This window comes from Rhizobium sp. Root1204 (assembly GCF_001424965.1).
GTDB lineage: Bacteria > Pseudomonadota > Alphaproteobacteria > Rhizobiales > Rhizobiaceae > Pararhizobium.
The window spans coordinates 453381-478754 of the sequence record NZ_LMCZ01000034.1; the positions used below are offsets into that span (position 1 = coordinate 453381).

Genomic DNA, 25374 nt, shown 5'->3' on the forward strand with positions numbered 1-25374 from the left:
GATTAACCGACCGAGCCTTCCAGCGAAATCCCGATGAGCTTCTGCGCTTCGACCGCGAATTCCATCGGCAGTTCTTGGATGACTTCCTTGACGAAGCCGTTGACGATCAGTGCGATCGCCGCTTCCGTCGGGATGCCCCGCTGCAGGCAGTAGAACAGCTGGTCTTCGGAAATTTTCGAGGTGGTCGCCTCATGCTCGAACTGAGCCGAGGAGTTGCGCGCCTCGATATAGGGCACGGTATGCGCACCGCACTTGTCGCCGATCAGGAGCGAGTCGCACTGGGTGAAGTTGCGCGCATTCTCCGCCTTGCGATGGGTCGAGACCTGGCCGCGATAGGTGTTCTGGCTGAAGCCGGCCGCAATGCCCTTGGAAACGATGCGGCTCGACGTGTTCTTGCCGAGATGGATCATCTTGGTGCCGCTGTCGATCTGCTGATGACCGTTGGAGACGGCGATCGAGTAGAACTCGCCACGAGAACCATCGCCACGCAGGATGCAAGACGGATACTTCCAGGTGATCGCCGAGCCGGTTTCGACCTGCGTCCACGAAATCTTCGAGTTCTTGCCGCGGCAATCGCCACGCTTGGTAACGAAGTTGTAGATGCCGCCCTTGCCTTCCTTGTCGCCCGGATACCAGTTCTGGACGGTGGAATACTTGATCTCGGCATCGTCAAGCGCAACAAGCTCGACGACCGCCGCATGCAGCTGGTTTTCGTCGCGCTGCGGCGCCGTGCAGCCTTCGAGATAGGACACATAGGCGCCCTCTTCCGCGATGATCAGCGTGCGCTCGAACTGGCCGGTGCCCTTCTCGTTGATACGGAAATAGGTCGACAGTTCCATCGGGCAGCGAACGCCCTTGGGGATGTAGACGAACGAACCATCGGTGAAGACGGCGCTGTTCAGCGTCGCATAATAGTTGTCGGTGGTCGGAACGACAGTACCGAGATATTTCTTCACCAGATCCGGATGTTCGCGGATGGCTTCCGAGATCGACATGAAGATCACGCCGGCCTTCTTCAGCTCCTCCTTGAAGGTCGTCACGACCGAAACGGAATCGAACACGGCATCGACGGCGATGCGCGGCGTCTTCACGCCTGCGAGGATTTCCTGCTCGCGCAAGGGAATGCCGAGCTTTTCATAGACCCGCAGAAGCTCGGGATCGACATCATCGATCGAGGTCGGGCCGGGCGTGCTCTTCGGCGCGGCGTAAAAGTAAATCTCGTTGAAATCGATCTTCGGATAGTTGACGCGCGCCCATGTCGGCTCTTCCAGCGTCAGCCAGCGCTGATACGCCTCCAGACGCCATTCGAGCATCCAGTCCGGTTCGTTCTTCTTTGCCGAAATGAAGCGGATGATGTCTTCGGACAGGCCTTTGGGCGCCTTGTCCATTTCGATCGTCGTCTCAAACCCGTATTTGTACTGGTCCACATCAATCAGGGCGACCTGATCGATTGTTTCCTGCACGGCAGCCATGTCGTTCTCCAATCTCGCCGGATACAAGGTCCGGCAGCTTGTCAGCACGATACTATGTTCGTTGTATCGCCTATGTAGTGGGCTAAAGGGGCATTTTCACCCCGTTTGCCAAGCGGAAAATTCAATTTCCGCAATTTAATTCAGAGTCAAGCCGCAGCCCCCGAAAGCCTGCGCCGCGATGCGACCCTGGTAAAGACTTCCACGCACCGGTCGATGTCCACCTCTGTCGTTGATGGACCGATCGAAATCCGCAGCGCGCCATGGCGCGGATCGTGCCCCATTGCCGACAGAACGTAGCTCTGGCCGACCTTACCGGACGAGCAGGCGGAGCCAGCAGACAGTGCCACCCCCTCCAGATCGAAGGCAATCTGCCCGGTCTCGGATTTCAATCCAGGCAACGTGAAGAAGCAGGTATTGCCGATGCGTACGCCATCACGGCCATGAATGATGACATCGGGTGCCGCTGCGATCATCGCGGCTTCCAGCCGGTCGCGCAGCACGGAAACGTCCGTCATCCGGCCTTCCAGATTGTCAGCCGCCAACCGCGCTGCCGCACCAAACCCGGCAATCGCGGCGGGATTTTCAGTTCCGGAACGATGACCCTTTTCCTGGCCGCCGCCACGGATCAGCGCTGCAGGCATCAGGATTTCGCCGCGCGCCACCAGAGCACCGGCTCCTTTTGGTCCGCCAATCTTATGCGATGAGATGATCAGGAAGTCCGCACCAAGCGTCTCAATCGACAGCGGCAACCGTCCCGCGGCTTGAACCGCATCAACGACAAGGATGCCGCCGGCGGTCTTGACCAGGCGGGACACCCCTTCGATCGGCTGGACAATGCCCGTCTCGTTGTTGGCCAGCATCACCGCAACCATCGGCAGGCCGGACTGCCGGTCATGGACGGCCAGGGCTGCCTCAAGGGCGGCCAGATCGATTGTTCCTGCCGGCGTCACCGCAATTTCGCTGACATTGGCTTTACCGAAACACCCGCCTTCGCGAACCGCCGGATGCTCGATCGCCGATATGTAGAGATGGCCGATCGCTAGCGGCGTCTTGCCCATGCGGAAATCCGGCGTCAGCACCCAGTTCGCCGCTTCCGTAGCACCACTGGTAAAGGTCACGCTGGCGGCAGCGGCACCGCAAAGGGCTGCGACATCACGGCGGGCATTCTCGATCAATGTGCGGATTTTACGGCCTTCGCCATGCACCGATGATGGGTTTCCAGGCAGATCAAGCGCATCAAGGCACGCCTCGCGCGCGGCCGGCAAGAGCGGCGCGGTGGCATTCCAATCCATATAGATACGCTCTTGTCCCATATTCCCTTGCCAAAGATGAACTGGCTGCCATGTAAAGGCATGCGGCCGGTGCATTTTCCTTGAATTTTTCGCTTCGCTTGCCGTAAGAGACAGCACTCGCCACGGAAAGTCCGTGTCAAAGTTTTGAATGGTTCTAAACTGGTTTTAGAAAAGCTGACTGCTTTCGTCAAGACTGCATCAGCGCTGAGCCGGTTTTTAATACCAGAATCAAGCCCGGAGAGCCAATGCCCGAAATCATCTTCAACGGACCGGCCGGTCGCCTCGAAGGCCGTTACCAGCCGTCCAAGCAGAAGAATGCCCCGATCGCCATCGTCCTGCATCCGCATCCGCAGTTTGGCGGCACGATGAACAACCAGATCGTCTACCAGCTGTTCTATATGTTCCAGAAGCGCGGCTTCACGACACTCCGGTTCAATTTCCGCTCGATCGGCCGCAGCCAGGGCGAATTTGACCACGGCGCCGGCGAGCTCTCGGATGCCGCATCGGCACTCGACTGGGTACAAAGCATGCACCCGGATTCGAAAAGCTGCTGGGTCGCAGGCTATTCCTTCGGCGCCTGGATTGGCATGCAGCTTCTGATGCGCCGTCCAGAAATCGAAGGCTTCATGTCGATTGCGCCGCAGCCGAACACCTATGACTTCTCTTTCCTTGCGCCCTGCCCCTCGTCCGGCCTGATCATCAATGGCGATCTCGACAAGGTGGCGCCGGAAAAGGACGTCAACAATCTCGTTGACAAGCTGAAGGCCCAGAAGGGCATCCTGATCACCCACAAGACGGTGCCAGGTGCCAACCACTTCTTCAACGGCCAGGTCGATACGCTGATGGCTGAATGCGAGGACTACCTCGACCGTCGCCTGAACGGCGAACTGACACCGGAACCGGCGGCAAAGCGCATCCGCTAACGGCTTAAAGAGCTGGTATCCCCCGGCTCTAGGTTTTTCAAATGGCACCCTGCGTCCTCAAGCGTCGCAAGGTGCCATTTTTTTTGCATTACAGAACCGCCGGTTCAGCCCGGGCAACACTGCGCTTCCGTCTTGTTGTCATTTCCGACTCGCGATATTGATTGAGGTACAGGCTTGGCCCGCGCCTCCTCCCTCCAATCGGGGAAGTATCGTTCATACGGGGTATTTCCATCATCGAGCCATCTGTTCGAGCGCCGCATAAGGAGGGATTGCGTTTTCTGCTCGCAATGGAGGTTTTGTGATGAGGCTATCCACCCCGGTCTACCAGTTGAAACGCCGCGCCAAGCTCTTGGCCCGCGATGAAAAAATTTCCCTGCATGCCGCCTTGGATCGCATTGCAAGCCAGGAGGGTTTTGCCGGATGGAGCTTGCTTGCTGCGCAAATTGCAGAAAGTTCCGGCGAAACGAACATCCTGTCCCGGCTTTGCGATGGCGATATCATCCTGCTGGGAGCCCGGCCCGGACATGGCAAAACGCTACTGGGATTAAAGCTCCTGCTCGATGCGATCCGTGATGGCCGCAGGGGCATCTTCTTTACTCTCGAATATACCGAGCATGAGACCCGGCAACGCATCCGGTCACTGCAAGGCGAAACACCTGGCCTTGGTGAACTCGTGGAAATCGTCACCGATGATGATATCTGCGCCGATTACATGATCCGTCATCTTGACGATGCCCCCCGCGGAACGGTCGCCGTCATCGACTATCTGCAGATTCTCGATCAGCGCAGAACCAAGCCCGAGCTTTCGCAGCAACTCGCGGCACTTCAGGCTTTCGCAGAAAAGGCCGGGATCATTCTGGCCTTTATATCACAGATCGATCGTGCGTATCGGCCTGACGAAAAGCCGCTGCCAGGCATGCAAGACATTCGCCTGCCCAACCGGTTCGACACGGGAATTTTTTCCAAGGCGTGCTTCCTGCACGAAGGCAAGGCGCGGTTTCAAGTGATTGCCTGATTGTCCAGTCTGCCGGGTGATCGCCCGGCAGACGACTCGCCCACCTGCCTGATAAAACAGTCAGGCCTGTGCCTGCCATTCCTGCGGGCTGTTGGCCGTGGACGCGCCTGCACGGTTTACCCGGTTGCGTCCGCCCTTCTTGGCATCGTAGAGGGCCGCGTCAGCCCCCTTGATTGCGTCGGCGATCGAATCACCCGGGGCTGCGAGCGCGCAAACGCCAAAACTGGCCGAGAGGCGAACCGTATCCGGCAATCCGCTGATCGCCATTGATGAGAACGTATTGCGCAGTCCCTGGGCGAAGAGATAGCCCGTGGCCATGCTGGTGGACGGCAAAAAGATGGCAAATTCCTCGCCGCCAAAACGTGCGCAAATCGCCTCCGGCGGAGCGTGTCCGGCGAGCATGCGGCCAAAGGCAAGGATGACCTGATCGCCGGCGGCATGTCCGTAGGTATCATTTACCGACTTGAAGTGGTCGAGATCACAAACGATCACGCAATGGGGATAGGCGGACACGGGGCGCGCAAGAATCTGGTTCACTCTTCCATCGAAACCGCGCCGGTTCAAAAGTCCTGACAGAGGATCGATTTCCGAGTTTGCCTTGGCGTCGTCCATGATTTCAAGCACGATGACGGCCAGCAATGTCAGCCCGGTGGAGACGACCAGAACGGCACTGATGCTCTGGGAAACCAGCGCATAGGTGCTGCCAAGATAGGCCTGTGCCGTGCTTCCGCCGCTGAAGATCACGGCAAAATAGACCCTGCTGGCAAAATTCCCGGCCGTGATCAGCAGCAGGGCCATAAGTATCCGGTCGCCCGTCTCGCGGCGCCCGGACCGGTAGATCGCAACGGCGCACATCAATTCCGCAATGGCAAACGGCGCCTGGTAGCCAAGCGAATGCACAAAGGTGCCTCGTGGCAGGTCGAAGATCATCAGGTTGAGGGGAAGTGCAGTGCACAGAAGCGTAGTTGTCGCCCAGATGTTTGACGGAACCGCGTAGAGCCGGCCAATGCCGATGCGGATCATCACGAGTGCGATCAGCAGAGAACTGAAAGCGCCGAAACTGGCGAAGCGGTCGAAATCACCATAGCGGATGGCAACTTCAAAAACGGCGGACAGCGATGCAACAGCAAAGGCGACCGCAAACCAGCGTCCGGCAGCGGGAATGCGGCTGCGTCTGGAGATGACGAGAAAAAACACGCAAAAAAGTTGCGCTATCAGGAAGTTGACCGTCAGGAGGAAAAGCGCGCCGTTCATCTCTACGTCCGTTTCGAGTCCGCACCCGCCGCGCGTTCTCTTCCACCATGCCGAAAAGGCATCGCAGATTCGTATGAATGGTACCCATGCCGGGCAAAAGAAACGTTAATCGGAAACCGATGGCGACGAGCCCACGGCGGCGTTGAAGACCCCGCCGGTGACCGGCTCAGTTACGCCCGTCGTACCGGGAAACGTCAGCGGCAATCCTTTGAGTGAGCGCACGGCAAGATAGGCCCATGCCTCCGCCTCCATGGCATCGCCATCAAGGCCGGCAGCCTCGGCGGAAACGACCGTCGCTTCATCGCGCAACGCGAGGTCGGCGAGATCGCGCATGATGATCGGGTTCAACCGCCCTCCGCCGCAGATGATATAGGTGCCCGGCCGTTCCGGCAGGTGCTGCGCGGATCTGAGGATGGCGGCAGCCGTGACATAGGCAAGCGTGCGGGCGCCGTCCTCGAGGTTCGCATCAGTCCCGGCAGGAGGCGAAAAATCGTTACGATCGAGCGAGCGGCGCTTGGTCCCGGAAAAAAACCGATTTGCCAGGTAGCGTTCCGCCAGGCCGGTCAGAACACGTCCCTCGCTGGCGATCATGCCCCCCTGATCGTAGGGAATTCCGGCATGCGCCTCGACCCATTGGTCGATCAGCGTGTTGCCCGGGCCGCTATCATAGGCAACGAGGGTCCCATCAGTGCCGACAAAAGTCAGGTTGGAGATGCCGCCGATATTGACGAACACAACCGGCCGGTCGGAGCGGAATTCTCCCGGCAATCTGGCCGCGAGTGCTGCATGATAAACGGGGATCAGCGGCGCGCCCTGTCCGCCATGAACCATATCGTCGGCACGCATGTCATGAACAACGGCCATGCCGGTTTCGCGCGCCAGCAACGCGCCGTCGCCGAGCTGGACCGTCAAAGCATCGTCAGGACGATGCAGCACTGTCTGGCCATGAAAGCCGATCACATCAATATCAGCAGGCTTCAGATTGTTTTTCTTGACAAAAATTCGCACGGCCTCGGCATGACGTAACGTCAACTCGTGCTCGACATTCGCAAGAGTGCCAGGCCGCTCCCCGCGCTGGCGTATCGGCTTGGCATCCTCCAGCGCCTGTTTCAGGCGATCGCGAAACTGTGCGTCATAGGATATCCCGAGGGCAGCACCACTCTCGACCCGGTCGCGGCCGTCGGTTCGAATGAGCGCAATGTCGATGCCATCCATGCTGGTTCCGCTCATCAGCCCGATCGCCGTCTTCATCTGCGTCATCCCGCACTCAGCCCCAAAGAAAACATTCACAATGCAAACACGTGCACTTTTCAGCAAACAGTGCTAAACGCCGCGCAAATATCCAGCAAGTCCTCATTCTTCTCCAAGCAGCCCACCGAAAGAGACAGGTCATGTCCGAATTCAAGTCCGATTTCCTTCACACCCTCCATGAACGCGGTTTCATCCACCAGACATCCGACAATGCCGGACTGGATGCGCTGTTCAACAAGGAAACCGTGACGGCCTATATCGGCTTTGATCCGACGGCGCCGAGCCTGCATGCCGGCGGCCTGATCCAGATCATGATGCTGCACTGGATGCAGGCGACCGGCCATCAGCCGATCTCGCTGATGGGCGGCGGCACCGGCATGGTCGGAGACCCGTCCTTCAAGGACGAAGCGCGTCAGCTGATGACGCCAGAAACCATCGCCTCCAACATCGCCAGTATCAAATCGGTGTTCTCCAACTACCTGACCTACGGCGACGGGCCAAAAGACGCCCTGATGATCAACAATGCCGACTGGCTGCTGGGCATCAACTACCTTGAGTTCCTGCGCGATGTCGGCCGCCACTTTTCGGTCAATCGCATGCTGGCCTTCGACAGCGTCAAGACCAGGCTCGACCGCGAGCAATCGCTTTCGTTCCTCGAATTCAATTACATGATCCTGCAGGCCTACGATTTCGTCGAACTTTACAAGCGCACCGGTTGCCGCCTGCAGATGGGCGGCTCCGACCAGTGGGGCAACATCATCAACGGTATCGATCTCGGCCACCGCATGGGAACGCCGCAGCTTTACGCACTGACATCGCCGCTTTTGACCACATCGTCGGGCGCCAAGATGGGCAAATCGGTCAACGGCGCCATCTGGCTCAACCCGGACATGATGTCGGCCTATGACTTCTGGCAGTACTGGCGCAATACCGAAGACGCCGACGTGTCGCGCTTCCTCAAGCTCTACACAACGCTGCCGATGGGCGAAATCGCACGTCTCTCACAGTTGGCCGGTACCGAGATCAACGAGGTGAAGAAGATCCTGGCAACTGAAATCACCGCGACATTGCACGGACGTGCGGCGGCAGAAGAAGCAGCCGAGACCGCCCGCAAGACTTTTGAGGAAGGCGCTCTTGCCGCCAACCTGCCATCCATCGATGTGCCTGCGACCGAACTTGAAGCCGGAATCGGCGTTCTCGCGCTGTTCGTGCGCGCCGGGCTGGCAGAGTCCAACGGCAAGGTGCGGCAGTTCCTCAAGGACGGTGCCGTTCGCCTCAACGATACCGTCGTTGGCGACGATCGCCAGGTGATCGGCACCGGTGACGTCACCGCAGATGGCGTCATCAAGCTGTCGCTCGGCAAGAAGAAGCACATCCTCGTCCGTCCGGCTTGAAATACGCGCGACATCGAGTGAAACCCAAACCGGCGGTGACCCCGCCGGTTTTTTTATTGGAATTCGAAGATGCTGCGGAACACGCCGGGCGCAATGATCGACAAGGGGTTGATCGTCAGGTTCGGTTTGGCGAACGGGCCGACCAGCTTGAAGGTGATCCCGAGCAGGCCGCGATCCCTGCCATTGCCGAGGAGCACGCCGATCAACGGCAGTTCCCCGAACAAACGGTTGAGCCCGTAGGCCGGCATGAATGTTCCGGTCATGTCCATATTGCCATTTGCGTCGCGCACCGTGCCCTGGAACGTGGCGCCGACATCAACCCCGCGCACCACCCCGCTGTCGATTGCAATCGTTCCGTTGTCGAGCGCCACATTGGCGGAGCCGCGTTCGAAGCGGGCCGAACTGACATCGATATTCTTCTTCACCGCCTGGTTGAGGCTTCTGCCATCAGCGCCGGTCGGTGTGGAGACGATGGATTGCAGCCGTGCTTCGTTGACGAGCGAAAACTTGCGGATATCGATGTTGCCACGCCAGGAACTGCCGCCGCGATCTCGCAGCTTGAGGTTCAAAAGACCGCCACGCATGTTGCTGTAGATATTGGCAAACCGCGCCAGAGAGCCCGCATCGCCGCTGGTCAGTTCCAGCGTGTTATCAGCACCATTTTTCGTCAACTTGGCGACCACGGCCTGACCGCTGTCGGTGACCGCCGTCAGATCGACGGCATCAATCTGCTTACCCCTCGCCGCGTAGCTCAGATTGACATTCGACAATGTCTCGGAGTGGAAGCCAGTCACCTGTTGAAGGTTTGCATTAATGGCTATCCGCTTGCTGTCACCATTTCCGTCCCCATCGCCTGATCCGCTGCGCAGGCTTTCGATGACCGGCCGCATATCGGCAGACATGCCATTGACGGCAACGGCAAAGCCACCTTTCTGGCGCTTGATGTTGACGGCATAGTTATCGCCTTTGGAGAGTTGAACCGAGGAAAACTCTCCGGAATTCAAACCGGATTTGTCGAGAACGAGTGAACCCGCAGCGCCGAAGCCGTCGCCGTTCAGCTTCAGATCATCAATCTGCGTGATGCCGTCAGCTGTGGATGCCGAAAAGGTCGCCTTGGCGCCGATACCTGCGCCTTTCGACCAGCCGATCCAGGGAAGCGAAATGGAGGCATTACCAAGATCGGCCGAAACCGTGTGCCGGTCGTTGTCGTTGATCAAGATATCCAGCGCAACAGGTCCATTGATGATGCCGGCAAGTCCGGGGGCCATCTTGGCAAGCTCGCCATCGTTGAGCATTCCGGAAATCTCGCGCTTGCGCGAAACCGTGCTGCCAGCCCCGACAGGCTCGACGACGGAAATATCCATCTCTCCGCCATCGATATCGGCTTTTGCCTCCAGCACCGCCTGGTTGGGGTCGATCCGCATTGTCCCCTTGATGTCGGAGATGGCGCGTCCGGCAAACGGTTTGTTGACGGTCACGCCATCCAGCTGCATCTGCACCTGCCATTGTGGCGGCGGTGGTTTCTGGGCGGTGACGAGACCGAACCGCGCACCGACCTCGGCTGTCATCTCGCCGGAAAAATCCTCCGGCTTGAAAGGGGTTCGCTGCAGCGCGAGAATCGGCCGGTAACTGACAAGTTCAGCGATTGCATCTGCCTGCCCCCCGACATCAAGTTTCATTTCGGCAATCAGCGGTTTTTCGTAGGTATTGGGGATGACGAAATTGCCACCATTCACCGTGGCAGAGCGCCCCGAAGGAAAATAGGCCGTTCCGCGCTGGATCTCCACATCCATACGCTCGCCCTTCAGCTTGAAGGCACCGGCAGCATCGCGCAATGGCGGGATATCGCCGGCCAGATTGACCCGCGTATCGGCGATGTTGAATTGAACGCTTAGTTCCTCGGCGTTCAGGTCGATAGGCCCGACGGTACGTGTAATGCGTCCCATCGGCAGGAACACCTCGATCTTGCCGTCCGTCACCGTGCCGCCGAAGATATTGTTGATCACCCAGCGCCGCGCTGTCTTGCCCACCCACCAGGGCCAGAGCTGTTTCACGGCCGCAGCCTGTATCTTGCTGGTCAGGAGGGCAAAGCTGATCTGTGGCGAGGCATTCCCGAAGGTCATGGATAGCGAACCCGCAGCCGTCCCGAGCCCGCTTGCGACCGTCAGTTCGTCGAACACCAGCTGATGACTTTCCGACAGGTAACGTCCCTGCGCCTTGGCATCGAATATCAGAGGCGCCTCGGACACATCGACCGGCGACGAACTGGCGGCCTGCAACAGGAGATCGACTGAAAAGCCCTTTTTCCCGGCAAGAACTGCCGGATCAAGATCGGCAATCGCGCCGGTAAACGGGAAAGTCGACCGGCCAACACGCACCATCGAGGGCAGAATTTCGATTCTTTCGCGGGCGAAATCATAGCTGACATTGAGTTCGGAAGGCTTGAGTTCGGATGTGAACCCGCCTGCATCGAATGCGCCACCGTTGGTACGACCGTTCAACTGCAGTGTCGGTGTTGTGTTTTCACCACCGCGCGTTGCCTTGATGGTCAAATCGGCGCTGCTGCTGATCCCGAAGGCAAGTTCCGTCGCAGAATCATTGCGATGCAGGAAGGCCGACAGGGGCAAACCGGCGGCGGAACCGTCGAGCGTCGTGATCCGCCCGTTTTGCCGGTCGGCGCGAAGATGCAGTTCCGATAACTGTCCGTCGATAGAGAAGGCGCCGTCAATCTGCATCGAGCCATCGGCTGTGCGCTTGAAATCCACGGCCTCCACCACGACGGGGACGATACGCTGGCGAGGACCGGCAAACGACAATCGCAAATCAGCGATGCGCACGGTTTCGGTATTGCTGTGGCCGATCAGTTGCGAGATCCGGTCTATCTGGTCGAAAGCGACCTCCAGCCCTCCGGCAACATCGGCAATGCGAATGGTCGTCAGATCGATCGGCTTGCCCTGCGGCAGCAGCGACGGGTCAAGCACCGCGCCTTCAGCCTCAAGCCGCGAAACGGCAACCCGACCGGTCACCAAAGCCAGTGGGTTGAGTTCGATAAAGACGGAATTGGTGGTGACCAGGCGCTTGCTGGAGGCGTTATCCACCAGAGTCACGTCCCGCGCCTTCAGCGCCAGCGCACCATTCGACGTCACCCGCAACACCGTACTGCCGACCTCGGCATGATAACCGCTGCCGAGCGCTGAGTTCAGTGCGGTCTGCGCCCGCGCATTCAACGGCTCGTCAAGAAACCCACCTTCAATGGCCCCCACAAGCGCTGCACCAAGCAGAAGAATAATCGCGGCAACGACTGACGTTACGGTGAAGACGAAATGGGAAATCCCACGTTTGTTCGGTGCGTGAACGATACATGGGTCATGGGCCTGCGCCGATGGCAGGGAATGCAGAACGACAATGTCTTCCTTGCGAAACGATACTTTTTCGCCGCGGATTTCATTCATCAGCGCCGGCGGCCTCCGGAAGTGTGAAAAAGAATCATGCGGTATTTCCCATCTGCTGCGATTCCATCGCGCGGCATTAGGCGACTCCATGCCATGACGCCGTACGCACGTCGTACGTGGTTGATTTATCTCATGTTATCGCTCGAGAATGCCAAGGGCGTATCGAAGCGTCTTTGGGCATTTTGCATCCGTGACACAGTAGTTAAAGAACGATCCCGGGGCAAACGATGTCTGCCGTTCCAAGCATCTTCCCTGTGCGCGAAACATCCATCCGTCCCTGCGGCGCTGGACGGGCCGGGCTCCAATTGGATATGCCTCATGCGACAAACTTTTGCGGCACATGCCCCAGAAAAAAGGAATAACCATGGCGAACCTGACCGAAGGCGCAATCGCACCAGACTTTACCCTGCCCCGCGACGGCGGCGGAACCGTTTCGCTAAAGGATTTCAAGGGACAATCGGTCGTACTTTTCTTCTACCCGAAGGATGACACCAGCGGCTGCACCACCGAATCGATCGCCTTTAGCGGGCTTCTGGGTGAATTTTCGGCAGCTGGAGCGGTGGTGATTGGCATGTCTCCCGATTCGGTGAAGAAGCACGACAAATTCGCGAAGAAATATGATCTTTCCGTCATCCTCGCCTCGGATGAAGATCTGGCAGTCTTGAACAGCTATGGCGTCTGGGTCGAAAAAAGCATGTACGGCCGCAAATATATGGGAGTTGAGCGGACAACCCTGCTGATTGGTCCGGATGGGGTCATCCGCCGCATCTGGCCGAAGGTGAAGGTCGCCGGTCATGCCGAAGAGGTGCTGGCCGCCGCCAAAAACCTTGCCAACGAAACGGCATGACAATGACAAGCCTTCCGGCGATCCGAAGTCTGCGTGATGGGGCAGTTCGCGCGATCCGCGCCGCAGATCTGGATATCAAGACACTTTTGACCCAGGAAACGGCACGCCGCTGGAGTGAGAGAACCCTGTCGCTGCGCTCACCGCTCGATGTGACCGTGCCTGACCGGCCCGGACGGCCTGAAAAGCCGGAATTGATACCGCCAAGACAAATGCCAAAGCGCGCGCTGACCACGGACCGAGGCCGGATCGCCCTCCTCCACGCCATCGCCCATATCGAACTCAATGCCGTCGATCTGGCGCTTGATATCGTCGCCCGCTTTGCCACGGAACCCGTTCCGAATTCGTTTTTCGACGGCTGGATGAAGGTGGCCTTCGAGGAGGCTAAGCATTTCCGCATGGTGCGCGATCGTCTGCGCCAGCTCGGCGCCGATTATGGCGACCTGCCCGCCCATGACGGGCTCTGGCAGGCAGCCCATGACACCCGCAACGACCTCACGGCACGGCTGGCGGTGGTGCCGCTGATTCTCGAGGCGCGCGGTCTCGACGTGACACCGGCCCTGCAGGCGAAGATGCGGGAGGCCGGCGATCTGGAAAGCGCCGCGGTGCTCGACGTGATCTACGAGGACGAAAAAGGCCATGTGGCTGTCGGCGCCAAATGGTTCCGTTTCCTCTGCGCCCGGCAGAAGAAAGACCCAGCCGCCGCGTTTCAGGCTTTGGTCAGGGCCAACTTTCGCGGTCCTCTAAAAGCACCATTCAACGACATCGCTCGCGCTGAAGCCGGCCTGACGCCATCTTTCTACCGGTCGATGACGGCCTCCGTAAACACCTGAGACGTCACCACAAAACCCCTCAGGCAAGGCTTTATTAACCTTAACAGTGTCTAATCGCGCCTATCAGGACAGGCAGAATCGCACGCGTTGGGGGTGAGTTGGTGTCTACGGAAAGCCAGGTTTTCGGCAAGCGCGCGCAAAAACACATCATCATTCTGGCAAGCGGCGATAAGGTTCGCCACATGACCTTTCAGCCATGGATGGCCGCACTTTCGGTCTGCGCCATCTCGGTTTTTTCGATCGGCTATCTTGCCGCGACGTCCTATCTGGTACTGCGCGATGATCTGATCGGCGGCACGATGGCGCGCCAGGCGCGTATGCAGTACGAATATGAAGACAGGATCGCCGCCTTGCGGGCGCAGGTCGACCGCGTCACCAGCCGCCAGCTCCTCGATCAGCAAGTCGTCGAAGACAAGGTCGAAAAGCTGCTGCAGCAACAAATGGCGCTGTCATCGCGCCACGGCCGCCTTGGAACATTGCTCGACCGTGCCGAGGAATCCGGGATCGCGGAGAAGGACGTTCAGCCGCCAGAGATAACACCCCTCGCCTACGAAAAGCGGGCCGATGCCAGCGGTGGCGTCAAGGCTATTGAACGATTGATGGGCCTGGGTGGCAAGGCAGCAGAACAGAAGACGGCGCTTGCCTATGCGCCGCAATCCGCCCCGAAAGGACGGGAAGGCATGTCCGACCGGGCCGACCGTCTGTTTTCGAAGGTAACCTTGTCGCTCAAGGATATCGAGCAGCAACAGAAAGCTCGTATCGATAACCTCACGGCAGGCGCATCGGAAGCCACCGATGCCATCATGACCATCCTTGCGCGTACCGGTGTAAAGGTGGCCGCAGACGAGGTTGCAGCTTCCGCGCCCATCACGGAAGACGCGGATGCCATCGGCGGTCCGTTCGTCGAGCCGGAAACGGCCGAAGCCTTCGATGATTCTCTTGTCGGGCTCGATACCGCACTTGCCCGCCTCGAAAGTGTTCGCAGCCAGGCACGGAAGCTACCTTTCAACAATCCGTCGCCGGCAAGCGACATTACCAGCAGCTTTGGCAATCGGCCCGACCCCTTCCTTGGCCGGTTGGCGCTACATGCCGGCATCGATTTTCGGGCTCCGACGGGAACTCGCATCCTTGCAACGGCTCCCGGCACGGTGATCACTGCGGGCAAGACCGGCGGTTACGGCAATATGGTTGAAATCGACCATGGCAACGGCATCACCACCCGCTATGCGCATCTGTCGACCATTTTGGTCAATGCCGGCGACAAGATTACCACCGGCGAGGCCATTGCCCGTTCCGGCAGCACCGGCCGTTCCACTGGTCCGCACCTGCATTACGAGGTACGTTTGAATGGCGAGGCCGTCGATCCGATGCGCTTCCTGACGGCAGGCATTAAGCTCAGCCACTACATCAATTGAACTTGGCAGCTGCGCTGCTGCTCTTGACGCAACAGGATGCAATTTGCTGCTATCCTGTTGTTGGTAGTCCATTTTTGACTCTTTCATCGCGCAAACCACCGGTTTTCTTGACTTTGCTTGGCTATGGGACTATGAGCCCCAGCGACGGCAGTTAAAGCATGCGCCGATTGACCAGTGTTCGACCGAACCGGAACGGAAACAGATTTCCCTTTGACCACTTTTTCAGACCTTGGCCTAAGCCAAAAAGTTCTTACCGCAGTAACAGACGCGGGCTACACCATCCCCACACCGATCCAGGCAGGCGCGATTCCGCCGGCCCTGCAGCGGCGTGATATTCTGGGTATCGCCCAGACGGGCACGGGTAAGACGGCATCCTTCGTGCTGCCGATGCTGACGCTTCTGGAAAAGGGCCGCGCCCGCGCTCGTATGCCGCGCACGCTCATTTTGGAGCCGACGCGCGAACTGGCAGCCCAGGTCGCTGAAAACTTTGAGAAATACGGTAAGAACCACAAGCTGAATGTCGCCTTGCTGATCGGCGGCGTGTCCTTCGATGAACAGGACCGCAAGCTTGAGCGTGGCGCCGACGTGCTGATCTGCACGCCAGGCCGCTTGCTCGACCATTGCGAACGCGGCAAGCTTCTGATGACCGGCGTCGAGATCCTGGTCATCGATGAAGCCGACCGCATGCTCGACATGGGCTTCATTCCCGACATCGAGCGCATCGCCAAGCTGATCCCGTTCACGCGCCAGACCCTGTTCTTCTCGGCCACCATGCCGCCGGAAATTCAGAAACTGGCCGACCGGTTCCTGCAGAATCCGGAGCGCATTGAGGTGGCCAAGCCTTCCTCGACGGCATCGACCGTGACACAACGCTTGGTCGCGACTCACAGCAAGGATTACGAAAAGCGCGCCGTTCTGCGCGATCTGATCCAGAAGCAGGAAGACCTGAAGAACGCCATCATCTTCTGTAATCGCAAGCTGGATGTTGCCGACCTGTACCGCTCGCTTTCGCGTCACGGCTTCTCGGTCGGCGCTCTGCACGGCGATATGGATCAGAGTTCACGCACGAAAATGCTTGCGGGTTTCAAGGACAATGCAATCACGCTGCTGGTTGCGTCCGACGTTGCTGCACGCGGCCTCGACATTCCGGATGTCAGCCACGTGTTCAATTTTGACGTGCCGATCCATGCGGAAGACTATGTCCACCGTATCGGCCGCACCGGCCGCGCTGGCCGCTCGGGTGCCGCGTTCACTCTGGTTTCAAAGCGCGACACGAAATTCGTCGATGCAATCGAAAAGCTGATCGACAAGAACATCGAGTGGCTGAACGGCGACCTTTCCGCGCTGCCCGCACCGATGGAAAGCCACGACAGTGGAAAATCCGAGCGCGGCGGCCGTGATGGCAAGCGCGGCGGACGCCGCAATGACAGGGAGCGTGATCACGCGCCCCGGTCTGTGGCCAGTCACAAATCGGACATCAAAGCAGACGATAGTCCGGCAGTCGTAGCAGCCCCTCTCGAACCGGTAGTAGCAAAGGCAGAACCTGTGAGATCAGAACGCAAGGCAGAAACGAAACCGCAGAATGCCGGCCGTAACAGCAACCGTCCTGCTCCCCAGCCGTATCCTGCCAATGATGACAACCGCGACCGCCGCAACCGTTATCGCCGCGACCAGGACGACGGCCCGACGCCGGTCGGTTTCGGCGACGATATCCCGGCTTTCATGCTGATCGCCGGCAAGGCCTGAGCCTTACAGCAATCGCATGGCATATCCAGGCATAGATTTTCCCGGTGTGGGATCAGGGCTTGCCGTCATCAATGACGGCAAGCTTTTGCTTTGCCGGCGCTTGAAGGCGCCGGAAGCAGGACACTGGGGCATTGTCGGTGGCAAGGTCGATCATATGGAACCGGCAGCCGACGCCGCTCGCCGTGAGGCGGAAGAAGAGAGCGGCCTGAAAATCCATTCGGCACGGTTTCTTTGCCACAGCGAGCAACGGATCGAGGCTGACCGGCAGCACTGGATTTCGCTGATTTATGTGACAGAGCATTTCTCCGGCGAACCGCAGTTGACGGAACCCGACAAACTCTCCGACATCGGCTGGTACTCTCTTGACGACCTGCCACAGCCTCTGTCGCTGTTTGCGCAGGATGCCGTAAAGGCATTACGGGCGCTGGCTATTTCTTAGCCCGCAAGGCTGCCTGATAGGCAAGCCGCACCCAACGAGCCATTTCGTCAGGATCATCGAAAGCCTCCTCCGGAACGGACCAGTACGGCATCTTCACCGGTTTGCCCTTGCCGTCATAACTCCATTGCGAACTGCCGGCCGCCTCGAATTCACCGGCGCTCTCGGTGTCCGCCTTGAGCAGGATATCGCCGCTCACCTCCAGTGCCAGAATCCGCCCCTCGAAATAGATGCCCTTGCCGCCAAACATGCGTTTGACCGTGACCGGGCCAAGGGCTGAAAACATCTCCTCGATAGCTGCATTGTCCATTCTGATCAGCCTTTCAATATGCCGCCTGCGGCGATGATCGCCTCCGGTGTGTCGAGATCGAGATGCGCAGCCGGCCCGATATCGACATCGACCACCGGCAGCCCACAGGTTTCGATGATATGGCGCGCGCCGATATCGCCTTGCAGGTGCCTGATCGATTCGAATGTCGATCTCGGCAATATAACCGGATTACCGCGCTTTCCGGCAGAAACGGCACGAACGATCGTCAGCCCGCGCCCGGCCTTGAATGCCGAAATCAACGCGGCAAGGTCTTCGGCCGAAACCCATGGCATGTCCGCCAGCAGCACCAGCACCCCATCAGCGTCATTGCCGGCGGCATTCACCCCGGCGATCAGCGATGAGGCCATGCCCGTCGAATAAGCGGCATTTTCGACAACGATGACGTTCAGTCCCGCAAGTGCTTCACGAATCTCGGTTTGCCTGTGACCGGTAATCGCCAGGACACGTTGAACACCGGCACCCAAGGCTGCCTGCGCGCTGCGGCGCACGAGTGGCACGCCATCAAATTCCGCCAGCAGCTTGTGCTGGCCTGTTGCGCCCATCCGCGAGGTACGGCCAGCAGCGAGCAAGACGGCCACGACGGAAACACCATTCGGTTCAGAACTCGCCAAGCCACGCGGCAAGGGTCGTGTCGGTATCTCCATCAAAAGCCCGCCAACACCAAGCCCGGTAATATCGTGCACCGTCGGCCATTCGCCGGCTAAGATCCTGTTCAGGATCCAGTCGAAACCATTCTCCTTGGGGCTGCGGGCGCAGCCCGGCGCTCCGATGACTGGAATATCCCCAACTCTGCCGAGAACGAGCAGATTGCCGGGATCGACCGGCATGCCGACATGATCGACAGCCCCGCCCGCAAGCCGGATGGCGGCGGGAATGACATCATCGGCGTCAGCAACCGCGGAAGCGCCAAAGACAATGATCATCTCGAATCTTTGCCTCCCCTTTAAAATCGCTGCCGCAACGGCTTGGGTATCATGCGGCACGCGCTGCTCGTCCACCAACACGCTCGATGATAGCCGCAATCGCGCCTCAAGGTTCTGGCGCGTCTTGTCCATCACGCTGGGCTTCAGTGTGGGTAACAGAGTTGCGATCAGCCCGACACGGCGCGCGGCGAACGGCTTGACTCTGAAGGCGCGCTCAGCCCGCAGAAGCGCCGCGGCTTCATCAACAAACCGTTCTGCAACGGCAAGCGGGATGATCTTGATGGTCGCCACCATATCGCCGGATCGAACCGGCACGTGATCGGCAAGACAGGCGAGCGTAATGGCCGGATCGATGCGGTTGAGCCGGTCGATGACAGCGCGGCTGGCAACGAAAAGCCCATCGACCGCGGAGTGAATATTGATCCGCCCGGTTGCCGCTTTCGAGAAGGTCAGGTGATCGCGATCGATCGCTGCCGCAATCCGGGAGGCTGCCTCGTCCTCCAGCAGATCACCGGGCTCCAGGCGGGCGACGATGACCTCAGAGAAACCCGCTCCTTGCAACGCGGCAATATCAGCCAAGGAAATAACATGTCCCTTTGCCAGCCGCCCCTCGGGCAACTTGGCTGAATGCGCGAGAATGGCGCCTTCTGCCTTGCCCACCGGCACCGGACCAAATTTCATTCTTTAGTCCCTCGCCCGGCCGTTACATCGCGCGTCCGCAGCGTAAGGATAATATCGGCAAGGATGGCGACAGCGATCTCGGCCGGATTGGAGGCGCGAATATCGAGGCCGATCGGGGCATGAATATGGGCGATCCTGTTTTCATCCACCCCCAGTTTCATCAGCCGCTCGACCCGGCGGGCATGGGTCTTGCGGCTTCCCAGCGCTCCAACATAGAAGCACCCCGCCTCAAGCGCTTGCGCCAGAGGAAAATCATCGATTTTGGGATCGTGGGTAACCGCGACCAAGGCCGTATAGGCATCGAGTGGCGTATGCCGAAGCGCATCCTCCGGCCATTCGGCAACGAGCTTCGTCTGGCCGAAACGCTCCTGCGTCGCAAAGGCGCTACGGGGATCGATGATCGACAGATCGAACCCGGCGATATCCGCCATGATGGCGAGCGCCTGCGAGATATGCACCGCGCCGATCACGACGATGCGCGGCGGCGGCAGGTAGACATTGACGAAGGCCGCCTGCCCGCCGATTTCGACAATCCCGGATTTGCCCGTACGCAGCGCAGACTCTATGGATTGTGCAACGGAAGGATCATGTGGCTCTCCCTCGTGGAAGAGCCGTGTCGTTCCCGTGTCGAGTTCGGTAATCGTCACCGTTGCCAATCGCGCCCCGCGCGCCGCGTTCAGCCTCTGCAGATGCCCCACCAACATCGCTTATCCCAGCCTTTCGACATAGATGCGGATGCGGCCGCCGCAGGACAGGCCAACCCGCCAGGCGGTCGCGTCGGCAACGCCGAATTCGAGAATGCGTGCCGTCCCCGACGTGATGACTTCGGCGGCCTCGACGATCACGGCCCCCTCGACGCAGCCACCGGAAACGGAGCCGTGAAAATTACCCTCCGAATCGATGACCAGATGGCTGCCGACCGGTCTCGGTGCCGAGCCCCAGGTTTCGATGACGGTCGCAATGGCCACACCGCGTCCATCGGCATGCCACTCCCCGGCAACCGTCAACGGGTCGGGATAAAGAGGCTGGTCCAGCATCTGCTCTCCTCCTGTTTCAGTTATCGCCGCCGCATGAAACGGCGGGGATCGGCATCAGCTGTTCTTTTCCCGGAAAGAGCTTCCGCCAGATCGGACACCGCTTCAAGGTTATGCACAGCGCGGAATTCGTCAACATGCGGCAACATGGCCCGGACGCCACGCGCCCGCGCCTCGAAACCATCAAAACGCAGCAGCGGATTAAGCCAGATCAGACGGCGGCAGGACCGGTGCAGCCGGTCCATCTCGATTTTGAGATCGCCGATATCGTCACGCTCAAGACCATCGGTAATCAGAAGCACGATGGCGCCCTGCCCGAGCACCCGGCGCGACCAGAGACGATTGAATTCATGCAGTGTTTCACCGATCCGCGTGCCGCCGGACCAGTCGCTGACGGCGCGCAGGCAATCGTCCATCGCCGCATCGGGATCGCGCTTCTTCATCTGGCGGGTCACGTTGCTCAGCCGGGTTCCGAACAGGAACGTGTGGACCCGGCGGCGCTTTTCGGTCAGCACATGCAGGAAATGCAGGAAGATCCGGGTGTATTGGCTCATCGAGCCGGAAATGTCGGCCAGCACCACCAGCGGCGGATGAAGGGTCTTGGGCTCGCGAAACCGCGGCAGGATGAGATCGCCGCCGGTTTTCATCGCATCGCGCATCGTTGCACGCGGATCGATGCGGCGCGGCCGGTGCGAAGCGCGAAAACGGCGTGTCCTCACCTCATCCATCGGCAGTACCAGCGCCGACAAAGCCTTCTTGGCATCGGCAATCTCGGCTGCCGACATCTGCGCGAAATCCGCCCGGCGCAGCAGTTCCCGGCCGGACGCGGTAAATCGCGCATCGATCTCAATATCCGGTTCATCGCGCACCGGCCGCGCCACATCGCGATCGGCAAACAGCGCATCGCTGACGCGGGCCTCGCCTGCGCGGCGTGGTGCTTTCTCGCGTGAATCAGGTGCTACCGGCGACATCATCGCGATCATCTTGCCGATCAGGTCGCGCGACCGCCAGAACAGCCGGAAGGCTTCGTTAAAAATCGCCTGGTCCTCATGGCGCTTGACGAAGACCGATTGTAGCGTGGCTTGAAATTCGTCGCGGTTGCCAATGCCGATCAACGCGACGGCTTCGATCGCATCGGCGACTGCCCCCGGCCCGATCTTCAAACCCGCTTTGCGCAAGGCGCGGGCGAAGAAGACGATATTGTCGGCAAACCGCCCGTCACCTTCATGCAGCGGTGGAAGAACTGCGCCGTCTCCTGTCCGGGCTGCCGTCTCCATGACATCACCCTGCCGCCAAAAGTTCGGCCTTGACGTCGTCGAGGATTTTCCGGCCGTCGCCGCCTTCGATCCGGGCGATGTCATCCTGGTATTTCAGAAGCGTGCCCAGCGTGTCGGAGATGGTTTCAGGATCAAGCGCCAGGCGATCGAGTTCGGTCAACGCTGTCGCCCAGTCGATGGTTTCGGCAACACCAGGATTCTTGAACAGATCAATGGTTCGCAACCGCTGCACGTAACCGACGATTTCGCGCGACAGACGCTCGTTGCAGCCCGGCACCTTGCGGCGAATGATGTCCAGCTCCTGCGCGGCCTTGGGATAATCGACCCAGTGGTAGAGACAGCGGCGCTTCAATGCGTCGTGGACTTCGCGGGTGCGATTCGTCGTAATGATGACGATGGGCGGCTCCTGCGCCCTGATCGTCCCGAGTTCCGGAATAGTCACCTGAAAGTCGGAAAGTACTTCAAGCAGAAAAGCTTCGAAGGCCTCGTCTGTGCGGTCGAGTTCATCGATCAGAAAAACCGGTGCCTTTCCGGCCTCTGCCGAGATCGCCTGGAGAACCGGGCGGCGGATCAGGTATTTCTCCGAAAATATGTTGCTTTCGACCGCCTGGCGATTGGCGTTACCCGAAGCTTCCGACAATCTGATCTCCAGCATCTGCGCCGGATAGTTCCACTCGTAGACGGCCGAGGAAATATCCAGGCCTTCGTAACACTGAAGGCGGATCAACGGCCGGTCGAGTGCCTTTGCCAGGACCTTGGCGATTTCGGTCTTGCCGACGCCCGCCTCGCCTTCGAGAAACAAAGGGCGCTTCATTCTAAGTGACAGGAAAAGCACGGTCGAAAGCGCCGTTCCGGCAAGATAATCACCGGCTTCCAGCATCTCCATCGTCTCGGCGATCGAGGCAGGCAATGCGCCATTCGTGTATGTCGTCATGTTTCCTCGCTCCGTTGGAGGAAATCTATAACGTGCGGTAGTCCCGGTCCAGATAGACGAGTGCCGGTTTCTGCTGGCCGAGCGTGACCGCAACGACCTGTCCGAACAGAACGATGTGCGTGGCAACGGTCTTGATATCGATCAGCCGGCAATCGAATGCCGCAACGGCTTCACCAAGAATCGGCGCACCTGTCTTCAACTCGCCCCAGGTGCCGTGAGAGAATCGCTCTGACGGATCGACAGCGTTCTTGCCCGAAAAGACATGAGCGAGATCCATCTGGTCTGCGCCGAGCAGATTGAGCCCGAAGCTACCGCTCTCGGCGAAGATGTCGTTGCGCGGATTGGCTCCATTGAGGCACACGAGCAGCGTTGCCGGATCGTCGGATACCGAACATGCGGCCGTGATTGTCACCCCACGCCGCGCACCTTCGTGGGCGGCCGTGACGATATGCACATGCCCGGCCAGCCGGCTCATGGCATCACGGTAGGTCAGCGGGTCCAGTTGGGTCTTGTCCAACACGGCAGTCTCCAGATCGATGTACGTTTCTAACACATAGACATTGCAACGAAATATGAAACCCATCGTCTGGTTTTTCTTCGTCATTTACGGCAATCGCCATTCCCGGTGCGCAGGTTCCGATCTTTTCCTTTGACCCCTGCCGCCACATCTTTAAAACATGGGCGTTCTCAACTGGATAAGCGCATGTTTCGTTCGATTTTTGCCAGCCTTGTGATTGCCGGATCGGTGCAGGCCGCTCCCGCATTGGCTGCGGGCCTGAAGATCGCCGTCGTCGCTCCGGCTGATGGACCGTTCGCGCTTCTCGGGCAACAGATTCTGGATGGCGCCCGCTTTCAGGCAGAAGATCGCGGGTCTGAGATCATCGCCATTCCGGAAACCTGCGAGCCGAAGGATGCGGAGACCCTGACGAAGACACTGCTTGCCAGCGGCGCCGAGGCAGCGATCGGTTTCCTGTGCACTGAAAGCCTGGAGGCGGCGCTGCCGGCGTTGGCCGAGGCCGGTATTCCAGCGCTGACCTTGAGCGTTCGCTCCGATATCCTGATGGAAGACGCGCTGAAAAAGAAATGGCCGTTCTTCCGGTTGGTGCCGAGCGCCAAGGCCGAAGCAGAAAAGGTGACGGAAATCATCCTGTCGCGCTGGAAGAACGAACCTCTGGGACTGATCGAAGACGGAACGATCCACGGGCGCGAACTGGTGGAAAGCGTGCGCAGCGCCTTGGCCGAAATCGGCCTGACACCAACCTTCTCAGACACCTACCGCCCCGCCCAGGAACAGCAGGTCAGCCTTGTCCGAAGGCTTGCCAAGAGTGGCGCGACACACGTATTCACCGGCGGAGATCGCGCCGATACAGCCATTATCGCTCGCGATGCCGCATCCGAACAGGTCTCGCTGACGCTGATGGGCGGCGAAACGCTGGATGCGGCAAACCTGCCGGTTCCGCTGGCAAATGGTGTCCTGGCTGTCGCCCTGCCCGATTATGCCACTCTGCCGGACGCCAAGGCCACCGTCGACGCCATGACAGCGGCCAAACTGCTTCCGGAGGGTTACGTATTGCCGGCATTTGCAGCTGTTACGCTGCTGGAGCAGGCAAAGGACCAGGCAGGCAAGGACGGAGGCCCGGTATTGGCTGCGCTGGCCAAAGGCCCATACCAGACCGTTCTCGGCCCTATCCGCTTCAGCGCCGGTCACGAACTGGCCGAAAACCCCTACCGCCTGCTGGAATGGCAAAACAACCGGTTCATTACTGCTCCGGCCGTTTCGGGAAGCCCGTGATGCGCCCGGGGCCGCGCAACGCGATAACTGATGTTGGTGGCTTGAAGGTCGGCAATGCCGAGGATCATAGGCTGAAATCCGGCGTGTCCGCCGTCGTCTGTGATCAACCGGCCATCGCTGCGGTACAGGTTCTGGGTGGCGCCCCCGGTACGCGGGAAACCGATCTTCTGGAACCACACAACACCGTGCAGACCGTCGATGCCATCGTTCTGTCGGGCGGGTCGGCCTTCGGGCTCGATGCAGCCTCCGGCGCCCAGGCCGCGCTGCGCCAGATGGGCCGTGGTTTTCCGGTCGGAGACCTACATATCCCGATCGTCCCAGCCGCCATCCTCTTCGACCTGATCAATGGTAGCGACAAGGATTGGGGCCTCTACCCGCCCTATCGTGAACTGGGTTACGCAGCCGTACAGGCGGCGGCGCTGGAGTTTTCCACAGGCACCGCCGGCGCGGGGACCGGTGCCTTGACCGCCACCTTCAAGGGTGGGCTCGGCACCGCCTCGACGATCCTCGACAACGGCATCACTATCGGTGCACTGGTCGCCGTCAACGCGCTGGGGTCGGCGACCATCGGTGACGGCAGGCATTTCTGGGCGGCACCGTTCGAGGAAGGTGCAGAGTTTGGCGGCATCGGCATGCCGCATCCATTTCCAAAGGATGCGCGAGACCTTCGCATCAAGTTCCGCGGCAGGCAGAGTGAAACTAAAAATACCACGATCGCGGTGATCGCTACCGATGCGGTTCTGACCAAGGCCGAGGCAAAACGGCTGGCGATCGCCGCTCACGACGGTTTTTCCCGTGCGCTGTGGCCGTCCCATACTCCGCTTGACGGCGACCTGGTTTTTTCGCTGGCGACAGGAACCAGCGGCAAAACCATATCGCTGCAGGATTTCATTGATCTTGGCGCGGCTGCCGCATCCGTCATGGCCCGCGCCATCGCCCGTGGTGTGCACGATGCGACGCCGCAGGAAAACGATCTGCTTCCCGTTTGGGCGGTGCAGCGCTAGACCCGGCATGACGGCGAAGCGGCAACATCGGTTGTTTGCCACGAAAAGCGGTGCTATTGCCCGCAAAACAG

General features: G+C 59.6%; 22 protein-coding genes. 10 read left to right on the forward strand and 12 right to left on the reverse strand.

Annotated elements, in window-relative coordinates; translation table 11 throughout:
* Window positions 1-2 precede the first annotated feature (2 nt).
* Together sufB and ASC96_RS23500 are read right to left on the reverse strand one after the other, a co-directional pair.
* Window positions 3-1472: a Fe-S cluster assembly protein SufB gene (gene sufB / locus ASC96_RS23495; RefSeq protein ID WP_060505487.1), complete on the reverse strand. Its 1470-nt coding sequence runs from the start codon at window positions 1470-1472 to the stop codon at window positions 3-5.
* Window positions 1473-1618: 146 nt separating this feature from the next.
* A complete protein-coding gene (locus ASC96_RS23500; protein WP_060505488.1) occupies window positions 1619-2785 on the reverse strand; it encodes a cysteine desulfurase family protein in 1167 nt (388 codons plus the stop codon).
* A gap of 224 nt (window positions 2786-3009) precedes the next feature.
* Here ASC96_RS23500 and ASC96_RS23505 point away from each other — a divergent pair, with 224 nt between their 5' ends.
* Together ASC96_RS23505 and ASC96_RS23510 are read left to right on the forward strand one after the other, a co-directional pair.
* Window positions 3010-3687 carry an alpha/beta hydrolase gene (locus tag ASC96_RS23505; RefSeq protein WP_037130387.1) on the forward strand — a complete coding sequence of 226 codons (678 nt, stop codon included), beginning with the start codon at window positions 3010-3012 and terminating at the stop codon, window positions 3685-3687.
* Window positions 3688-3988: 301 nt separating this feature from the next.
* A complete protein-coding gene (locus ASC96_RS23510) occupies window positions 3989-4702 on the forward strand; it encodes a DNA helicase (protein ID WP_060505489.1) in 714 nt (237 codons plus the stop codon).
* Between the two features lie 60 nt (window positions 4703-4762).
* Here the strand turns inward: ASC96_RS23510 and ASC96_RS23515 are convergent, their stop codons facing one another.
* Both ASC96_RS23515 and ASC96_RS23520 read right to left on the reverse strand, forming a co-directional pair.
* Complete coding sequence (locus tag ASC96_RS23515; RefSeq protein ID WP_060505490.1) at window positions 4763-5956, reverse strand: GGDEF domain-containing protein; 1194 nt, start codon at window positions 5954-5956, stop codon at window positions 4763-4765.
* Window positions 5957-6061: 105 nt separating this feature from the next.
* Complete coding sequence (locus tag ASC96_RS23520) at window positions 6062-7216, reverse strand: anhydro-N-acetylmuramic acid kinase (protein WP_060505491.1); 1155 nt, start codon at window positions 7214-7216, stop codon at window positions 6062-6064.
* A gap of 131 nt (window positions 7217-7347) precedes the next feature.
* Here ASC96_RS23520 and tyrS point away from each other — a divergent pair, with 131 nt between their 5' ends.
* On the forward strand, window positions 7348-8601 hold the full coding sequence (gene tyrS, locus ASC96_RS23525; protein WP_060505492.1) for a tyrosine--tRNA ligase: 1254 nt from the start codon (window positions 7348-7350) through the stop codon (window positions 8599-8601).
* A gap of 53 nt (window positions 8602-8654) precedes the next feature.
* On the opposite strand, the gene ASC96_RS23530 is transcribed toward tyrS, so the two are convergent.
* Window positions 8655-12053 (reverse strand): DUF3971 domain-containing protein, encoded by a 3399-nt coding sequence (locus ASC96_RS23530; protein ID WP_060505493.1) that lies wholly within the window; start codon window positions 12051-12053, stop codon window positions 8655-8657.
* Window positions 12054-12417: 364 nt separating this feature from the next.
* Here ASC96_RS23530 and ASC96_RS23535 point away from each other — a divergent pair, with 364 nt between their 5' ends.
* The 5 genes from ASC96_RS23535 to ASC96_RS23555 all read left to right on the forward strand — a co-directional run bounded on the left by ASC96_RS23535 (window position 12418) and on the right by ASC96_RS23555 (window position 17330).
* Window positions 12418-12900 carry a peroxiredoxin gene (locus tag ASC96_RS23535; protein WP_060505494.1) on the forward strand — a complete coding sequence of 161 codons (483 nt, stop codon included), beginning with the start codon at window positions 12418-12420 and terminating at the stop codon, window positions 12898-12900.
* Between the two features lie 2 nt (window positions 12901-12902).
* A complete protein-coding gene (locus ASC96_RS23540) occupies window positions 12903-13730 on the forward strand; it encodes a ferritin-like domain-containing protein (protein WP_060505495.1) in 828 nt (275 codons plus the stop codon).
* Window positions 13731-13828: 98 nt separating this feature from the next.
* Complete coding sequence (locus ASC96_RS23545) at window positions 13829-15145, forward strand: M23 family metallopeptidase (protein ID WP_060505496.1); 1317 nt, start codon at window positions 13829-13831, stop codon at window positions 15143-15145.
* Window positions 15146-15355: 210 nt separating this feature from the next.
* Window positions 15356-16891, forward strand: a complete 1536-nt coding sequence (locus ASC96_RS23550) for a DEAD/DEAH box helicase (protein WP_060505497.1) — start codon at window positions 15356-15358, stop codon at window positions 16889-16891.
* 16 nt (window positions 16892-16907) lie between these two features.
* Complete coding sequence (locus ASC96_RS23555) at window positions 16908-17330, forward strand: NUDIX domain-containing protein (RefSeq protein WP_060505498.1); 423 nt, start codon at window positions 16908-16910, stop codon at window positions 17328-17330.
* Here the strand turns inward: ASC96_RS23555 and ASC96_RS23560 are convergent.
* Genes ASC96_RS23560 through ASC96_RS23590 form a run of 7 tightly spaced genes read right to left on the reverse strand, consistent with a single transcriptional unit; the run spans window position 17320 to window position 22982 of the window.
* Window positions 17320-17637: a TfoX/Sxy family protein gene (locus ASC96_RS23560; protein WP_060505499.1), complete on the reverse strand. Its 318-nt coding sequence runs from the start codon at window positions 17635-17637 to the stop codon at window positions 17320-17322. The two genes, ASC96_RS23555 and ASC96_RS23560, sit on opposite strands and share 11 nt — an antisense overlap.
* A 5-nt stretch (window positions 17638-17642) precedes the next feature.
* A complete protein-coding gene (locus ASC96_RS23565) occupies window positions 17643-19262 on the reverse strand; it encodes a molybdopterin-binding/glycosyltransferase family 2 protein (protein ID WP_060505500.1) in 1620 nt (539 codons plus the stop codon).
* Complete coding sequence (locus ASC96_RS23570; protein ID WP_060505501.1) at window positions 19259-19966, reverse strand: XdhC family protein; 708 nt, start codon at window positions 19964-19966, stop codon at window positions 19259-19261. Before ASC96_RS23570 ends, ASC96_RS23565 begins: the two co-directional genes overlap by 4 nt.
* A gap of 3 nt (window positions 19967-19969) precedes the next feature.
* Window positions 19970-20299 (reverse strand): XdhC family protein, encoded by a 330-nt coding sequence (locus ASC96_RS23575; RefSeq protein ID WP_060505502.1) that lies wholly within the window; start codon window positions 20297-20299, stop codon window positions 19970-19972.
* 20 nt (window positions 20300-20319) lie between these two features.
* On the reverse strand, window positions 20320-21573 hold the full coding sequence (locus tag ASC96_RS23580) for a VWA domain-containing protein (protein ID WP_060505503.1): 1254 nt from the start codon (window positions 21571-21573) through the stop codon (window positions 20320-20322).
* A 4-nt stretch (window positions 21574-21577) separates the two neighbouring features.
* Window positions 21578-22507, reverse strand: a complete 930-nt coding sequence (locus ASC96_RS23585; RefSeq protein ID WP_060505504.1) for a MoxR family ATPase — start codon at window positions 22505-22507, stop codon at window positions 21578-21580.
* Window positions 22508-22532: 25 nt separating this feature from the next.
* Window positions 22533-22982, reverse strand: coding sequence for a flavin reductase family protein (locus tag ASC96_RS23590; protein ID WP_244482297.1), 450 nt, complete (start codon window positions 22980-22982; stop codon window positions 22533-22535).
* A 228-nt stretch (window positions 22983-23210) separates the two neighbouring features.
* Here ASC96_RS23590 and ASC96_RS23595 point away from each other — a divergent pair, with 228 nt between their 5' ends.
* Window positions 23211-24299 carry a branched-chain amino acid ABC transporter substrate-binding protein gene (locus ASC96_RS23595; protein ID WP_060505505.1) on the forward strand — a complete coding sequence of 363 codons (1089 nt, stop codon included), beginning with the start codon at window positions 23211-23213 and terminating at the stop codon, window positions 24297-24299.
* Window positions 24296-25303 (forward strand): P1 family peptidase, encoded by a 1008-nt coding sequence (locus tag ASC96_RS23600; RefSeq protein WP_060505506.1) that lies wholly within the window; start codon window positions 24296-24298, stop codon window positions 25301-25303. The genes ASC96_RS23595 and ASC96_RS23600 overlap by 4 nt, the downstream gene beginning before the upstream one ends.
* Window positions 25304-25374: the final 71 nt, after the last annotated feature.

Coding starts and splice junctions, on each gene's coding strand:
- ASC96_RS23585 (WP_060505504.1), bottom strand. CDS start 22,507: ATGACGACATACACGAATGGCGCATTGCCTGCCTCGATCGCCGAGACG.
- ASC96_RS23535 (WP_060505494.1), top strand. CDS start 12,418: ATGGCGAACCTGACCGAAGGCGCAATCGCACCAGACTTTACCCTGCCC.
- ASC96_RS23530 (WP_060505493.1), bottom strand. CDS start 12,053: ATGAATGAAATCCGCGGCGAAAAAGTATCGTTTCGCAAGGAAGACATT.
- ASC96_RS23575 (WP_060505502.1), bottom strand. CDS start 20,299: ATGCTGGACCAGCCTCTTTATCCCGACCCGTTGACGGTTGCCGGGGAG.
- tyrS (WP_060505492.1), top strand. CDS start 7,348: ATGTCCGAATTCAAGTCCGATTTCCTTCACACCCTCCATGAACGCGGT.
- ASC96_RS23555 (WP_060505498.1), top strand. CDS start 16,908: ATGGCATATCCAGGCATAGATTTTCCCGGTGTGGGATCAGGGCTTGCC.
- ASC96_RS23580 (WP_060505503.1), bottom strand. CDS start 21,573: ATGGAGACGGCAGCCCGGACAGGAGACGGCGCAGTTCTTCCACCGCTG.
- ASC96_RS23510 (WP_060505489.1), top strand. CDS start 3,989: ATGAGGCTATCCACCCCGGTCTACCAGTTGAAACGCCGCGCCAAGCTC.
- ASC96_RS23515 (WP_060505490.1), bottom strand. CDS start 5,956: ATGAACGGCGCGCTTTTCCTCCTGACGGTCAACTTCCTGATAGCGCAA.
- ASC96_RS23520 (WP_060505491.1), bottom strand. CDS start 7,216: ATGACGCAGATGAAGACGGCGATCGGGCTGATGAGCGGAACCAGCATG.
- ASC96_RS23560 (WP_060505499.1), bottom strand. CDS start 17,637: ATGGACAATGCAGCTATCGAGGAGATGTTTTCAGCCCTTGGCCCGGTC.
- ASC96_RS23505 (WP_037130387.1), top strand. CDS start 3,010: ATGCCCGAAATCATCTTCAACGGACCGGCCGGTCGCCTCGAAGGCCGT.
- ASC96_RS23540 (WP_060505495.1), top strand. CDS start 12,903: ATGACAAGCCTTCCGGCGATCCGAAGTCTGCGTGATGGGGCAGTTCGC.
- ASC96_RS23565 (WP_060505500.1), bottom strand. CDS start 19,262: ATGAAATTTGGTCCGGTGCCGGTGGGCAAGGCAGAAGGCGCCATTCTC.
- sufB (WP_060505487.1), bottom strand. CDS start 1,472: ATGGCTGCCGTGCAGGAAACAATCGATCAGGTCGCCCTGATTGATGTG.
- ASC96_RS23570 (WP_060505501.1), bottom strand. CDS start 19,966: ATGTTGGTGGGGCATCTGCAGAGGCTGAACGCGGCGCGCGGGGCGCGA.
- ASC96_RS23590 (WP_244482297.1), bottom strand. CDS start 22,982: ATGAGCCGGCTGGCCGGGCATGTGCATATCGTCACGGCCGCCCACGAA.
- ASC96_RS23500 (WP_060505488.1), bottom strand. CDS start 2,785: ATGGGACAAGAGCGTATCTATATGGATTGGAATGCCACCGCGCCGCTC.
- ASC96_RS23595 (WP_060505505.1), top strand. CDS start 23,211: ATGTTTCGTTCGATTTTTGCCAGCCTTGTGATTGCCGGATCGGTGCAG.